Annotated in this window: 12 protein-coding genes and 1 pseudogene; 7 read left to right on the top strand and 6 right to left on the bottom strand. The window is 76.1% G+C overall.

Annotated features, from left to right (window positions below):
* Nucleotides 1-10 precede the first annotated feature (10 nt).
* Entirely contained in the window at nucleotides 11-739 is a 729-nt protein-coding gene (locus P3H78_RS26840) for a ZIP family metal transporter (protein WP_276111751.1), read from the bottom strand.
* A gap of 95 nt (nucleotides 740-834) precedes the next feature.
* Here P3H78_RS26840 and cobM point away from each other — a divergent pair, with 95 nt between their 5' ends.
* The 6 genes and pseudogenes from cobM to cobC form a co-directional block, all read left to right on the top strand.
* Nucleotides 835-1,653 carry a precorrin-4 C(11)-methyltransferase gene (cobM, locus tag P3H78_RS26835; RefSeq protein WP_276111750.1) on the top strand — a complete coding sequence of 273 codons (819 nt, stop codon included), beginning with the start codon at nucleotides 835-837 and terminating at the stop codon, nucleotides 1,651-1,653.
* Nucleotides 1,650-2,900 carry a precorrin-6y C5,15-methyltransferase (decarboxylating) subunit CbiE gene (cbiE, locus tag P3H78_RS26830; protein ID WP_276111749.1) on the top strand — a complete coding sequence of 417 codons (1,251 nt, stop codon included), beginning with the start codon at nucleotides 1,650-1,652 and terminating at the stop codon, nucleotides 2,898-2,900. The genes cobM and cbiE overlap by 4 nt, the downstream gene beginning before the upstream one ends.
* On the top strand, nucleotides 2,897-4,609 hold the full coding sequence (cobJ, locus tag P3H78_RS26825) for a precorrin-3B C(17)-methyltransferase (protein ID WP_276111748.1): 1,713 nt from the start codon (nucleotides 2,897-2,899) through the stop codon (nucleotides 4,607-4,609). The genes cbiE and cobJ overlap by 4 nt, the downstream gene beginning before the upstream one ends.
* On the top strand, nucleotides 4,606-5,190 hold the full coding sequence (locus tag P3H78_RS26820; protein ID WP_276111747.1) for a precorrin-8X methylmutase: 585 nt from the start codon (nucleotides 4,606-4,608) through the stop codon (nucleotides 5,188-5,190). The genes cobJ and P3H78_RS26820 overlap by 4 nt, the downstream gene beginning before the upstream one ends.
* Complete coding sequence (locus P3H78_RS26815) at nucleotides 5,187-6,116, top strand: sirohydrochlorin chelatase (protein WP_276111746.1); 930 nt, start codon at nucleotides 5,187-5,189, stop codon at nucleotides 6,114-6,116. The genes P3H78_RS26820 and P3H78_RS26815 overlap by 4 nt, the downstream gene beginning before the upstream one ends.
* A pseudogene (gene cobC, locus P3H78_RS26810) lies at nucleotides 6,106-7,164 on the top strand (Rv2231c family histidinol phosphate aminotransferase CobC); the annotation flags it as partial. The gene P3H78_RS26815 and the pseudogene cobC, both read left to right, overlap by 11 nt.
* Nucleotides 7,165-7,997: 833 nt before the next feature.
* On the opposite strand, the gene P3H78_RS26805 reads toward cobC, so the two are convergent.
* From P3H78_RS26805 to P3H78_RS26785, 5 genes are all read right to left on the bottom strand, one after another.
* Complete coding sequence (locus P3H78_RS26805) at nucleotides 7,998-8,975, bottom strand: SCO1860 family LAETG-anchored protein (RefSeq protein ID WP_276111745.1); 978 nt, start codon at nucleotides 8,973-8,975, stop codon at nucleotides 7,998-8,000.
* Nucleotides 8,976-9,300: 325 nt separating this feature from the next.
* Nucleotides 9,301-10,401, bottom strand: a complete 1,101-nt coding sequence (locus tag P3H78_RS26800; protein ID WP_276111744.1) for an amidohydrolase family protein — start codon at nucleotides 10,399-10,401, stop codon at nucleotides 9,301-9,303.
* Nucleotides 10,402-10,428: 27 nt separating this feature from the next.
* On the bottom strand, nucleotides 10,429-11,214 hold the full coding sequence (locus P3H78_RS26795; protein ID WP_276111743.1) for an amino acid ABC transporter ATP-binding protein: 786 nt from the start codon (nucleotides 11,212-11,214) through the stop codon (nucleotides 10,429-10,431).
* On the bottom strand, nucleotides 11,211-12,056 hold the full coding sequence (locus P3H78_RS26790) for an amino acid ABC transporter permease (RefSeq protein WP_276111742.1): 846 nt from the start codon (nucleotides 12,054-12,056) through the stop codon (nucleotides 11,211-11,213). Before P3H78_RS26790 ends, P3H78_RS26795 begins: the two co-directional genes overlap by 4 nt.
* The gene (locus tag P3H78_RS26785) at nucleotides 12,053-12,898 is read right to left on the bottom strand and encodes a transporter substrate-binding domain-containing protein (RefSeq protein ID WP_276111741.1); all 846 of its coding nucleotides are present in this window, start codon (nucleotides 12,896-12,898) and stop codon (nucleotides 12,053-12,055) included. Before P3H78_RS26785 ends, P3H78_RS26790 begins: the two co-directional genes overlap by 4 nt.
* Before the next feature lie 219 nt (nucleotides 12,899-13,117).
* Here P3H78_RS26785 and P3H78_RS26780 point away from each other — a divergent pair, with 219 nt between their 5' ends.
* Complete coding sequence (locus tag P3H78_RS26780) at nucleotides 13,118-14,236, top strand: pyridoxal-phosphate-dependent aminotransferase family protein (RefSeq protein WP_276111740.1); 1,119 nt, start codon at nucleotides 13,118-13,120, stop codon at nucleotides 14,234-14,236.
* Nucleotides 14,237-14,304 lie beyond the last annotated feature (68 nt).

Below are 14,304 nucleotides of genomic sequence, written 5' to 3'. Positions count from 1 at the left end.
CGGCCGCGGCTCATGCCGCGAGGCCCACCACCAGCCAGACGAAGGCCGCGCCGGCGACCGTGCACAGCAGGGTCGAGCGGGCCGGGTGCTCGTGGTGGGCCTCGGGCAGGATCTCCGCGGCGGCCAGGTAGAGCAGCACTCCGCCGAAGAGCCCGAGATAGCCGCCGAGGAACCACTCCGGGATGGTGAGGAACGCGGTGGAGGCCGCGCCGGCCACCGGTGCCAGCGCGTCCGCGAACAGCATCCCGACCGCCCGGCGGCGCTCGTTGCCGTACAGGCTCGTGAGCGTGAAGGTGTTGAAGCCGTCCGCGAAGTCGTGGGCGATCACGGCGAGCGCGACCGCGAGGCCCATGCCGCCGCCCACCTGGAAGGCGGCGCCGATCGCCACGCCGTCCATGGCGCTGTGCCCGACCATCGCGGCGGCCGCGGTCAGGCCCACCTCGGGCGCCCGGTGGTTGTGCTCCCCGGCGCCGTGCGCGGCCTGCCGTGCCGCCAGCAGCCGCTCCACCATGTGCGCCAGCAGGAAGCCGCCCACGAACAGCAGCAGGGCCGCGGGCACACCGAACACCTCGGTGCCGGCGGCGCGCAGCGCCTCCGGCAGCAGGTCCAGGCCGACCACGCCCAGCATCAGGCCGCCCGCCAGTCCGAGGACCAGGTGACGGCGATCGGTCACCCGCTGTGCCGTCCAGCCGCCGGCCAGCGTCATCAGGAACGCGCCGAGCGCGACGAAGACCGCCATGGGCCCTTGCTATCCGATCGGACCCCGGTTGCGCACATCCGGCCCCGGTCCGACCTGCCCAGACCATGACATTCCGTACGAGAGGACCCGACTCCATGGCCGATGCCCCCCGCGGCAAGGTGACCTTCGTCGGCGCCGGTCCCGGCGCCGCCGACCTGCTGACGTTCCGCGCGGCCCGAGCGATCGCCGAGGCCGACGTCGTGATCTGGGCGGCCAGCCTGGTGCAGGCCGAGGTCCTCGACCACGCGCGCCCGCAGGCGGAGGTCCTGGACTCCGCGGCCATGTCGCTGGAGGACGTCGTCGCCGTCTACGAGCGCGCGCACGCCGAAGGACTGCGGGTGGCCCGCGTGCACTCCGGCGACCCGGCCCTGTGGGGCGGCACCCAGGAGCAGCTCGACCGGTGCGCCGCCCTCGGCATCCCGACCGAGGTCGTGCCCGGGGTCTCCGCCTTCTCCGCCGTGGCCGCGCTGGCCGGGCGGGAGCTGACCGTGCCCGAGGTCGCGCAGTCGGTGATCCTCACCCGGCTCGGGGGCGGCAAGACGCCCATGCCGCCCGGCGAGGAGGTGCGCGAGTTCGCCCGGCACGGCACCACCATGGCGATCTTCCTGTCGGCGGCCCGCAGCGGCCAGCTGGTGCGGGAGCTGCTGGAGGGCGGCTATCCGACCGACACCCCGGTCGTCGTCGCCTACCAGGCCACCTGGCCGGAGGAGCTGATGGTGCGGTGCACGGTCGGCACGCTGGAGGAGACGGTCAAGCAGCACCGGCTGTGGAAGCACACGCTGTTCCTGGTCGGCCCGGCGCTCGCCGCCGGCGGCACCCGCTCGCACCTCTACCACCCGGGGCACTTCCACGGCTACCGCAAGGCCGACCCCGAGGCCCGCCGGGCGCTGCGCAGCCGGGGTGCGAGCACATGATCACCGTGATCGGCACCGGCACCGGGACGCCCCCGTCCGCGGTGCCGCCCGACGCGGAGCTGGTGGTCGGCGGAGCACGGCACCTGAGGGCCGCCGCGCTGCCGGAGCGGGCCGAGCGGATCGTGCTCGGCCCGCTGGCGCCCGCCCTCGACGCGATCGGGACGTACACCGCCGCGCACCGGCCGGTGGCGGTGCTGGCCTCCGGCGACCCCGGGTTCTTCGGGATCGTGCGGGCGCTGGCCGAGCGGTTCGGGCCCGCGGCGCTCGACGTGCGGCCCGGGGTCTCCTCCGTCGCCGCCGCGTTCGCCCGCGCCGGGCTGCCCTGGGACGACGCGGTCGTGGTGAGCGCCCACGGGCGCGACCTGCGCACCGCCGTCAACGCCTGCCGGGCGCACCCGAAGGTCGCCGTGCTGACCGGGCCCGGTGCCGGTCCGGCCGAGCTGGGCGCCGCGCTCGCGGGCGCGGGCGGCGGGGGGCGGGTGCTGGTCGTGGCGGCCGCGCTCGGCGACCCGGGAGCGGAGCGCGTGGAGCGGGTCACGCCGGCCGGGGCCGCGGCCCGGGACTGGGGTTCCGCGGTGAGCGTGGTGCTGTGCCTGGACGAGCCGCGCGCGCTCGGCGCGCTGCGGACGGTGGCCGGGCCGGACCCGGCACCGGCCGGGTGGGCGCTGCCGGAGGACGCCTTCGAGCACCGCGACTCGATGATCACGAAGTTCGAGGTGCGGGCGCTGGCCCTGGCCCGGCTCGGGCCGCGGCTGGGCGAGCTGGTCTGGGACGTCGGCGCCGGGTCGGGTTCCGTGGCGGTGGAGTGCGCCCGCCTCGGCGCCGCCGCCGTCGCCGTGGAACGGGCCGCGGACGGGGTCGGGCGGATCCGCGCCAACGCGGCCGCGCACGGCGTGGACCTGCACGTGGTGCACGGGTCGGCTCCCGAGGCGCTGGACACGCTGGACGACGACCCGGACGCCGTCTTCGTCGGCGGCGGCGGCCGGGAGCTGCCGGCGGTCGTGTCCGCGTGCGCGGCGCGGGCCCGGCGGGCCGTCGTGGTCGCGCTGGCCGCGCTCGACCGGGTGCCGGCGGCCCGCGCGGCGCTCACCGCCGCCGGGTTCGCCTGCGACGGGGTGCTGCTGCAGTCGTCGCGGCTCGCCCCGCTGCCGGGCGACGTGACCCGGCTGGCCGGGGCCAATCCCGTCTTCCTGCTGTGGGGCCGACGGCCCCCTGCACCCACCGACATCGAAGGAGTTGCGCAGTGATCGGCCTCATTTCCGCCACCGCGGCGGGCGCCGCCGCCCGGGACCGGCTGGCGGCCGCCTGGCCCGGCCGGACGCGGGTGTACGCAGGGCCCGCCGGGGAGGCCGTACGGGCCGCGTTCGCGGAGTGCGAGCAGCTGGTCTGCTTCCTCGCGACGGGCGCGGTCGTCCGGCTCGTCGCCCCGCTGCTCGGCGACAAGGCGTCCGACCCCGGCGTGGTGTGCGTGGACGAGGGCGGCCGGTTCGCCGTGTCGCTGGTCGGCGGGCACGCCGGCGGGGCCAACGCGCTCGCCCGCGAGGTCGGTGAACTGCTGGGCGCCGCACCGGTGGTGACGACGGCGACGGACTCCGTCGGCCTGGCCGGCCTGGACACCCTCGGACTGCCCGCGGAGGGCGACGTGGCGGCGGTGTCGCGGGCCCTGCTCGACGGCGAGCCGGTCGCCCTGGACGCCGAGGCGGCGTGGCCGCTGCCGCCGCTGCCACTGGTGCCGCGGGATTCCGGCGCGGCGTACACGGTCCGGCTGACGGACCGTCTGGTGGAGTCCGCCGACGGCGAGGTGGTGCTGCGCCCGCCGACCCTGGTCGCCGGGGTCGGCGCCTCCCGGGGCGCCCCCGCCGAGGAGGTGCTCGGCCTCGTCGAGGACACGCTGCGGGAGGCCGGGCTGTCGGCGCGGTCGCTGGCCGCGCTGGCCACCGTGGAGGCGAAGGCCGGGGAGCCGGGCCTGGTCGAGGCGGCCGCGCGGCTCGGGGTGCCGCTGGTGACACACCCCGCCGAGGAGCTGGCGGGCGTGGCGGTGCCGAATCCGTCGGACGCACCGCTCGCCGCGGTCGGCACCCCGTCGGTCGCGGAGGCCGCGGCGCTGGCCGGCGGCGGTGAACTCCTCGTGCCCAAGCGGAAGTCGCGGCGCGCCGACGGGCAGCCCGCGATGGCCACCTGCGCGGTGGTGCGGCGGCCGGGCCGCGGCCGGCTCGCCGTGGTCGGGCTGGGGCCCGGCGCCCGGGACCTGCTCACACCGCGCGCCCGGGCCGAACTGGAGCGCGCCTCCGTCCTCGTCGGCCTCGACCAGTACGTCGACCAGATCCGCGACCTGCTGCGGCCGGGCACCCGGATCCTGGAGTCCGGTCTCGGGGCGGAGGAGGAGCGGGCGCGCACGGCGGTCGCCGAGGCCCGCCGCGGACACGCGGTCGCACTGATCGGCAGCGGCGACGCCGGGGTGTACGCCATGGCCTCCCCCGCGCTCGCGGAGGCGGCCGGTGACATCGACGTGGTGGGCGTGCCGGGCGTGACCGCGGCGCTGGCGGCCGGTGCCCTGCTCGGCGCCCCGCTCGGCCACGACCACGTCTCGATCAGCCTGTCCGACCTGCACACCCCGTGGGAGGTCATCGAGCGCCGGGTGCGGGCCGCCGCCGAGGCCGACCTCGTCGTCACCTTCTACAACCCCCGCTCCCGCGGCCGGGACTGGCAGCTGCCGAAGGCGCTCGCCGTCCTCTCCGGCCACCGCGCGCCGACGACGCCCGTCGGCGTGGTGCGCAACGCGTCCCGGCCGGACGGGACGACCCGGCTGACCACCCTGGCCGCGCTGGACCCGGCGACGGTCGACATGATGACGGTGGTGACCGTGGGCAACACCGCGACCCGTGAGATCGCCGGGCGCATGGTCACCCCGCGCGGCTACCGCTGGCAGGACGGCCGGCAGGAGGAGGCGCGGTGAACCGCGTGGTCCACCCCATCGAGCAGGAGTCCTTCCGGCGGCTGCGCAGCCGCCTGGACACCTCGCACTTCGCTCCGCTGTCCCGGGCGGTGGTGGAGCGGGTCGTCCACTCCTCCGCCGACCTCGCCTACGCGGACGACCTCGTCCTGGACGAGGAGCAGCTGGTGCGCGCGCACGCCGCGCTGCACGCCGGGGCGCCGGTCGTCGCCGACGTCGAGATGGTCGCCGCCGGAATCACCCGCCGCGCCGCCGTCTGCCGACTGAAGGACGCCCGGTCCGCGCCCGGGCTGACCCGGTCGGCGCACGCCGTCCGGCTCGCCCTGGAGGAGGTCGGCCCGGGTGCCCTGTGGGTGATCGGCTGCGCGCCGACCGCCCTGGAGGAGCTGCTCACCCTGGACGCCGGCCCGGCGCTCGTCATCGGTCTGCCCGTCGGCTTCGTCGGAGCGGCCGAGTCCAAGGCCGCGTTGCGCGAGAGCGGGCTGCCCGCCGTGAGCAACGTGTCCGAGAAGGGCGGCTCGGCGGTCGCCGCCGCCGCACTCAACGCCCTGCTGTACCACCCCGTCGTGAAGGAGACCCCGTGACCACCCCGCCGCCCGCCCTGCTCATCGCCGGCCACGGCACCCGGGACGACGCCGGAGCCGAGGCGTTCCGCGCGTTCGTCCGCGAGCTGGGGCGCCGCCACCCGGACCTGCCCGTCGCGGGCGGCTTCATCGAGCTGTCCCCGCCGCCGCTGGGCGAGGCGGTGACCGAGCTGGTGGAGCGCGGTGTGCGCCGCTTCGCCGCGGTGCCGCTGATGCTGGTGGCCGCGGGCCACGCCAAGGGCGACATCCCCGCCGCGCTGGCCCGCGAGAAGGAGCGGCATCCCGGCATCTCGTACACCTACGGCCGTCCGCTGGGCCCGCACCCGGGACTGACGAGCGTGCTGGAGCGCCGCCTCGCCGAGGCGCTCACCGGGCCCGGCGGGGAGACCGTGGACCCGGCGGAGGTGACGGTGCTGCTGGTCGGGCGCGGCTCGACCGACCCCGATGCCAACGCGGAGGTCTTCAAGGCGGCCCGGCTGCTGTGGGAGGGCCGCGGGTACGCGGGCGTGGAGACGGCGTTCGTGTCGCTGGCCGCGCCGGACGTGCCGGGCGGCCTGGACCGGTGCGCGCGGCTCGGCGCCCGGCGGATCGTCGTCCTGCCGTACTTCCTGTTCACCGGCATCCTGCCGGACCGGGTGCGGCGGCAGACGCAGGAGTGGGCGGCGTCGCACCCGGAGCTCGACGTGCGGTCGGCCGACGTCATCGGCCCCGAGCCGGAGCTGCTGGACCTGGTGACGGAGCGGTACCGGGAGGCCGTCCGCGGCGACGTGCGGATGAACTGCGACGCGTGCGTGTACCGGATCGCGCTGCCGGGCTTCGAGGAGAAGGTGGGCCTGCCGCAGCAGCCCCACTTCCACCCCGACGACGACGGCCACCACGGACACGGCCACCACCACGGCGGGCACAGCCACTCGCATGCGCACTGAGGACCCCGGCGCGGACGGGCACGACCTGCGGCACCACGGGGACGCCGAGGTGCGGGACGGGGGTGCCGCGCTGGTCGACCTCGCGGTGAACGTCCGGGCCGGCACCCCGCCGGCCTGGCTGCGGGAGCGGATCGCGGGGTCGCTGGACTCGCTGGCGGCCTATCCGGACGGGCGGGCCGCGCGGGCGGCCGTCGCGGCGCGGCACGGGCTGCCGCCGGAGCGGGTGCTGCTGACGGCGGGGGCGGCGGAGGCCTTCGTGCTGCTCGCCCGGGCGCTGAAGGTGGGCCGGCCGGTCGTGGTGCACCCGCAGTTCACGGAGCCGGAGGCGGCGCTGCGGGACGCCGGCCACACGGTCGGGCGGGTGCTGCTGCGGGAGGAGGACGGCTTCCGGCTCGACCCGGCCGCGGTGCCCGAGGACGCGGACCTGGTGGTGGTCGGCAACCCGACCAATCCCACGTCGGTGCTGCACCCGGCGTCCGCGATCGCCGCGCTGGCGCGCCCCGGGCGGACGCTGGTGGTGGACGAGGCGTTCATGGACGCGGTGCCCGGCGAGCGGGAGGCGCTGGCGGGCCGGACCGACGTGCCCGGCCTGGTGGTGCTGCGCAGCCTGACGAAGACGTGGGGGCTGGCGGGCCTGCGGATCGGCTACGTGCTCGCGGCCCCGGGGACGGTCGAGGAGCTGGAGCGCGCGCAGCCGCTGTGGCCGGTGTCCGCGCCGGCGCTCACGGCGGCGCGGACGTGCGTGGAGCCGCGGGCGCTCGCGGAGGCGGAGGAGGCGGCCCGGGACGTCGCCGCGCACCGGGCCCGCCTGGTCGCGGGCCTGGCCGCGTTCGCCGCACACGGGGTCCGCGTCGCGGGGCCGGCAGAGGGCCCGTTCGTCCTGGTCCGGGTGCCGGGGGCGGCGGCGGTACGGCAGCGCCTGCGCGCCCTCGGCTTCGCGGTCCGCCGCGGGGACACCTTCCCCGGCCTGGACGGCGACTGGCTCCGCCTGGCGGTACGGGACCACGCGACGACGACCGCGTTCCTCACGGCCCTCACCCGCGCCCTGCCCACGCCGGCCGGCCCCGGCACCCTCTGCGGGGCTCGGCTCCCCGGCGGGGCCGCCGAGCCCCGGCCCGGGCCGTCACGCCCCGGGCCCTGGTGGCCGGACCGTCACGGCGGGCCCTTGTGGCGGGACCGTCACGGGGCGGACCGTCGCGGTCCGGACCGTCGCGGCTGGTACCAGCCACGGTCCAGGACCGGATACGGCCCCGAGCCGGACCACCACGCTCCGGCCGTCCGCGGGCCGGGGCCGCCCGCGGACGGGACCTCACGAACAGACCCGCCGGTGCACCGGGGACCGCGCCCCGGACGGACCCGCACCGGGACCCGGAACGGCCATCGGCTCCGGGACCGGACCGGCGGCCCGGCGCGGCGTCGGCACCCCAGGTCGGGAACGGAGGCTCGGGCCGAGGGCCGGCGACGGGGGAGGACGGGTCCGGCACGGTTCGGGACCGCACGGCCTCGCACCCGCCCGGCAGACCAGGCCGGGACCGGCGCCCGCGATCCGGCCGGCGGCCCGGGCCGGAACCGGCGCACCCGGCCCGGCCGCCCGCGCGGCACCGGGGGCGGCGCACCGGACGGGCCGACGCCGCACCGGGACCCGGCTCCGTGCGCCCGCCCGGGACGGCGGTCGCCGCGGGGGACGGGGTTTCCGACCCCGGACCGGTGGCTCGGGCCGAGGCAGGGGCGGGCGTCCCTGACCGCGGGGCCGTCCGCCCGGGACGGCAGTCCCCCGAGACGCCAATCCGGCCGGGACGGCAGTCCCCCGAGACGCCAATCCGGCCGGGACGGCAGTCCCCCGAGACGCCAATCCGGCCGGGTGACCGGCCGTCGGGCGGGTCAGCGGCGCCGGCGGCGGGCCAGGGCCACCGCTCCGCCGCCCGCTGCCAGCAGCGCGGCCGAGCCGCCCGCCAGGTAGGGCGTGAGGGCGCTGCCGCCGGTCTCCGCCAGGTCGGACTCGGCGGGCGCGCCCTGCGCCTTGACGTCGGGGGCCGGGGCGCCGGACGTCGCGGCGGAGGGCGTGTCCTGCGCGGCCGCCGGGGGCACGGCCGCCGACGTGGCGGGCGCCGGGTCCGAGGGGCCCGCCGGGGCGTGGCAGGTGGCCTCGGCCAGCGTGACCCGGCCCTCCACCTCGGCCACGTTCAGCTTCAACGGGTTGACCGAGACGCGGAGTTCGAGCGCGGTGGCCGCGGCCGTGCGGGACGTGGTCCGCCGCTTCGACAGGTCCAGACGCACCTCGCCCACGCCCGGCACCCGCACGTCCGACGTCCCGCCGGCCGTGAGGGTCACCCGCCGTCCGAGCACGGTGACCGATCCGAGCACGTCGGACTCGGCGGACGGCGCCTTCCCGGCGGCGCAGGTCGCCTTCGCCGTGACGTCCTCGACCTCGACGAGGGACAGCAGTGGCAGGCCCGGGACGTGCAGACGGGCATGGGCGAGGCGGACGGAGCCCTCCGCTCCGCCCGCGTCCGCCGTCGCCTTCGCCGAGGCCACGTCGGCGCGCAGCACGCTGAAGGGCCGCCCCCCGTCGACGCCGTCCAGCCGTGCGGTCAGCGCGGTCTCCTCCGCACTGCGCGGGGCCCTGACGTCGTTCAGGGAGACGGAGAGCGGGACGTTCACCGTCCGGTTGAGCAGGGAGACGTCGAGGCCGGTCCGCAGGACCACGGCCGTGGCGCGGCCGTGGCCGGTGGCGGCGTGCGCCGTGCCCGCGTGCGCGGTGCCGGCGCCGGTCAGCGCCACCGGGCCCGCGGCCAGGGCCGTGGCCACCGCTGCGGTGATGCAACGGCGTGCGGGCATGCGGAAGTTGGTGCCGTTCAAGGTGTGGGACCCCCAGGGAGGACAATCTTGGGACCCGGAAAGAATTACGCACGGAGAGTGAACAGTCAGCGATCCTGGGTGACTTCACTCCATCGTGGCAGTTTCGGGAGTCCTTTCGATTTCTCTGGGCACCGGTGTTCGCCGGTGTCACCCCCGCATCGCCCCGGGCGGGGTGCGCGGGGCACTCCCCCGGGCGCGTACGCGGGAGTGCACAACGCCCTGGCCCCGCCACCGGTCACGCCCCGTCAACGCCGGTACGCGCGAGGCCGGTCCGTCGGGAGGCCGGGAGACGGGACCGGCGGCCGGGCCCGACCGGCGACCGGGCCTAGCCGACGACCCTGCCGTCGAGCACCACCCGGCGCGGCGCCGCGAGGACGCGGACGTCCGCGCGGGGGTCCTCGCCGTATACCACCAGGTCGGCGGGCGCCCCCTCCTCCAGCCCGGGCCGGCCGAGCCATGCGCGGGCGCCCCACGTCGTCGCCGACAGCGCCTGCAGCGGCGGGATGCCGGCCTTCACGAGCTCGGCGACCTCCCCGGCCACCAGGCCGTGCGGCAGGGAGCCGCCGGCGTCGGTGCCGACGTAGACCGGCACGCCGGCGTCGTACGCGGCGCGGACGGTGTCGTAGCGGCGTGCGTGGAGTCGGCGCATGTGGTCCGCCCAGCGCGGGTACCGGGCCGCGCCGCCGTCGGCGAGCCGGGGGAAGGTGGCGATGTTGACCAGGGTCGGGACGATCGCGACGCCCCGCTCGACGAAGAGCGGGATCAGGTCCTCCGTGAGGCCCGTGGCGTGCTCGATGCAGTCGATGCCGGACTCCACCAGGTCCCGCAGGGAGTCCTCGGCGAAGCAGTGCGCGGTCACGCGGGCCCCGAGGCGGTGCGCCTCGGCGATGGCCGCGGCGGCGGCCTCGCGCGGCCAGCAGGCCGACAGGTCGCCGAGGTCGCGGTCGATCCAGTCGCCGACCAGCTTGACCCAGCCGTCGCCGCGCCGGGCCTCCCGCGCGACGTACGCGACCAGGTCCCCGGGCTCGACCTCGTGCGCGTAGTTGCGGATGTAGCGACGGGTGCGGGCGATGTGCCGACCCGCGCGGATGATCTTCGGCAGGTCCGCGCGGTCGTCGACCCAGCGGGTGTCCGACGGCGAGCCGGCGTCCCGGATCAGCAGGGTGCCGGCATCGCGGTCGGTCAGCGCCTGCTTCTCGGAGACGTCGTCGGCGACGGGGCCGTGCGCGTCGAGGCCGACGTGGCAGTGGGCGTCCACGAGGCCGGGCAGCGCCCACCCCTCGACGGTGACGACGTCCCGGGCACCGGCGGGCCGGTCGTAGGAGACCCGCCCTCCGACGACCCACAGCTCGTCGCGCACCCCGGTGTCCGGGTCCGGCCCGGCGAGCACCCGCCCCTTCACATGCAGCACCGCGTCATCGCTCATGCACGGCACCTTAGTGACGTCCGCGCGTCAGCGGTCGGCCCGGTCGGGGCTCTCCTGCTCCATCTCGGCCATCGCCGGGTCCAGGAGGCGGGAGAGGAAGTGGCGCGTGCGCTCGTGGCCCGGGTCGCCGATGACCTGTTCCGGGGTGCCGTCCTCGACGACCACGCCGCCGTCCATGAACACGACGCGGTCGGCGACCTCGCGTGCGAAGGTCATCTCGTGGGTGACGACCATCATCGTCATGCCCTCGTCGGCGAGCATGCGCATCACGGCCAGGACGTCGCCGACCAGTTCGGGGTCGAGCGCGGAGGTCGGCTCGTCGAAGAGCATCACCTCGGGTCCCATGGCGAGCGCGCGGGCGATGGCGACCCGCTGCTGCTGGCCGCCGGACAGGGCGGCCGGATAGGCGTCCGCCTTCTCGGCCAGGCCCACCCGCTGGAGGTTCTCCGCGGCGATCCGCGCCGCGCTCGCCCTGTCCCGCTTCAGCACCCGCCGCTGCGGCAGGGTGAGGTTCTCGGTCACGGTGAGGTGCGGGAACAGGTTGAACTGCTGGAAGACCATGCCGATACGGCGCCGGGCGGCGTCGATGTCGACGTCGGGGTCGGTCAGTTCGGTGCCCCCGACGAGGACCTGGCCCCGGCTGGGCTCCTCCAGCAGGTTGACGCAGCGCAGCAGCGTGGACTTGCCGGAGCCGGAGGGGCCGATGACGCAGACGACCTCGCCCCGGCGGACCTCCAGGTCGATGCCGCGCAGCACCTCGTTGGCGCCGAAGGACTTGTGCAGGTCCCGGACGAGGATCTCGGGGGTGCTCACTTGACGGCCTCCTGGGCCTTGGCCTCCATACGGCGCGCCACGAAGCCGAGCGGGATCGTGACCAGCAGGTAGCACAGGCCGGCGACGAGGATCGGGGTGGAGTTGGCGGTCGTGCTGGCCAGGTCCCGGCCGAACTTCGACAGCTCGCGCTCCTCCAGGGTGACACCGAGGAAGAGCACCAGCGAGGAGTCCTTGAAGAGCTGGACCAGCTCGTTGGTCAGCGGCGGCAGGATGATCCGGAAGGCCTGCGGGACGACGATCGAGACCATGGCCCGGGCGGGCGTGAAGCCGAGCGAGCGGGCCGCCTCCGTCTGCCCCTTGGGCACGGCCTGGATGCCCGCGCGGATCGTCTCGGCCATGTAGGCGGCGGAGACCAGTCCGAGCGCGAGGGCGACCTTGCCGTAGGTCCCGCCGATGATCTCCGTGCCGGGGAACGCCAGCGGGACGGCCACCCCGACGAAGATGAAGATCAGCAGGGCGGGCAGTCCGCGGAAGATCTCGATGTAGACGCCGGCGAGCCAGCGGTAGGGGCCCACCGACGACAGCCGCATCAGCGCGATGACCATGCCGAGCACCAGGCCGACGGCGAAGCCGGACACCGTGTACAGCACGGTGTTCTTCAGCGCCAGGGTGATGACGTCGGGGAACATCTGCCGGGCGATGTCCGGCTGCGCGAACTGGTTCTGCAGCCGCCCCCAGTCCGCCGTGACCGCGAAGGCGATCACGGCGGCCACGAAGACGGCGTACTGGACGGCCCGCGACAGCTGGCGCCGCCGGCGCCTGGTCAGGCGCCGGGCGCGCGGACCGCCGGACACGACGGGAGTGCCGGTGGCTCCGGTCATGACGCGGAGGGGGAGGCCGCGGCCGCGTCGTAGGGGCCGATCCACTTCTCGTACAGCTTCTTGTACGTGCCGTCGGCCTTGGCGTGGGCGATGGCCTTGTTGATCGCGGCGAGGAGCCTGGTGTTGCCCTTCTTCACCGTGAAGCCGTACTGCTCGCCGGTGTCGAGGTTGTCGACGACCTTGAAGGCGGAGGCGTTGGCCTTGTCCTTCAGCCAGCCCTGGACGACCGGGTAGTCGATGACGACGGCCTGGACCTGGCCGGTGCGCAGGCCGTTGAGGAGGGCGTCGGAGGACTCGAAGGAGATCGAGTCGAAGCCCTTCTTCTTGGCGTAGTCCTCACCGGTGGTCTGGGCCTGGGTGCCGAGCTTCTTGCCCTTGGCCTTGATGTCGGCGAAGGAGTTGACCCCGCTCTTCCTGTCCACCAGGACCGCCTGGGTGGCGTTGAAGTACGGGTCGGAGAAGTCGACGTTCTTCTTGCGCTCGGCGGTGATGGTCATGCCGGCCGCGGCGAGGTCGCACTGGCCGGAGTTGAGGAACGCGCCGGTCTTGAAGTTCTCGAAGGGCGTGTCGAGGATCTGCTGCTTCACGCCGAGGTCCTTGGCGACCAGGTCGATCAGCGAGACGTCGAAGCCCTGGACCTTGCCGCCGATCTCGGACTGGAAGGGCGGGTACGGCAGGTGGGTGCAGGTGGTGAGCCGGCCGGCCTTGACCACCTCGACGCCGCCGGCCGTCTTGCCGCCGCCGCCGCTGCCCGTCGAGGTGCAGCCGGCCACGAGCACGAGCCCGGCCGTAGCGGTGGTGGCGGCCAGGATGCGGGCCCGGCGCCCGGAGAGCGTGATCACGGGGCGACCTCTCTGTGGGGGATCAGGGATGCGTACTGCAGAGGACGTATGGGTTCCGATTATAAGGAAAAGTTTGGGTCTCTCAAATCAAACCCATGGTAACGACACCGTCCGCCCTGCGAAGTCACCGGTGGGAACCGGGCCGGGACGGCCGGTTACGCTCGACACCGCCGACACCGCCGAGCCGGTCGGCCCCGCGACCGAGAAGAGAGCACCGCCGTGACCCACCCCTACCTGGACCTCGCCCCGCTGAGCGCCGCCCGCTTCGCCTCGATCGAGGACCGGGTGGCACGGCTGCTCGCCACCGAGCAGGACGTCGTGATCATGCAGGGCGAGGCGCTGCTGCCGCTGGAGGGCGCGATCCGCGCGGCGGCCGGCCCCGGCACGACCGCACTGAACATCGTCACCGGCCCCTACGGGCAGACCTTCGGCGACTGGCTGCGGGACTGCGGCGCCACCGTCGTCGACCTGCCGGTGCCCTTCCACACCGCGGTCACGGCCGACCAGGTGCGGCAGGCCTTCGCGGAGCACCCGGAGATCGACTTCGTCTCGCTGGTGCACGCGGAGGCGGCCACCGGCAACACCAACCCGGTCCCCGCGATCGGCGAGGCGGTGCGCGAGCAGGGGGCGCTCTTCTACCTGGACGCCGTGGCCTCCGTCGGCGCGGAGCCGGTGCTGCCGGACGCCTGGGGCGTCGACCTGTGCGTGATCGGGGCGCAGAAGGCGATGGGCGGCCCGGCCGGGGTGTCCGCGGTGTCGGTGAGCGAGCGGGCGTGGGCGCGGATGGCGGCCAACCCGCGGGCACCGCGCCGCTCCTACCTGTCCCTGCTGGACTGGAAGGAGCGCTGGATCGACGGCGGCCGCACGGCCCTGCTGCACGCCCCGGCACAGCTGGAGATGCTGGCCCTGGAGGCGTGCGTCGAGCGCATCGAGACGGCCGGGCTGGACGCCGTGACGGCGGTCCACCGGGCGGCCGCCGCGGCGACCCGGGCGGGCGCTCCGGCGCTGGGCGGGGGCCTCACGCCCTACGTCCACCAGGACCACGAGGCGGCCCCGGTCGCGACGACCCTGCGCACCCCCGCCGGGACCGACGCCTCCGACCTGGTGGCGCGGGCCCTGCGCGCCGACCCGGCCGTCCCGCTGGCCGCGGGCGGCGGTGCGCTGGCCGGGGAGATGATCCGCGTCAACCACTACGGCCCCGACGCGGCCCTCGGCACGGTCGAGGCCGCCCTGAAGGCCCTGGGCGCCGCCCTCGCGGAGACCGGCACCCCGACCGCCCCCGACGCGGCCCTGGAGACGGCCCGCACGGCCTGGCACGGGCGGACGCCGTCCGCCTAGCTCCGCCGCGCAGGCACCGAAGGCGCCCGGGCCGGCGGTGCGGCAGGGGCGCGGGAGCACCGGAACAC

Origin of the sequence: Streptomyces tropicalis (assembly GCF_029269835.1) — a bacterium.
GTDB classification, from domain to species: domain Bacteria; phylum Actinomycetota; class Actinomycetes; order Streptomycetales; family Streptomycetaceae; genus Streptomyces; species Streptomyces tropicalis.
This window is presented reverse-complemented; position numbering and strand designations above follow the sequence as displayed.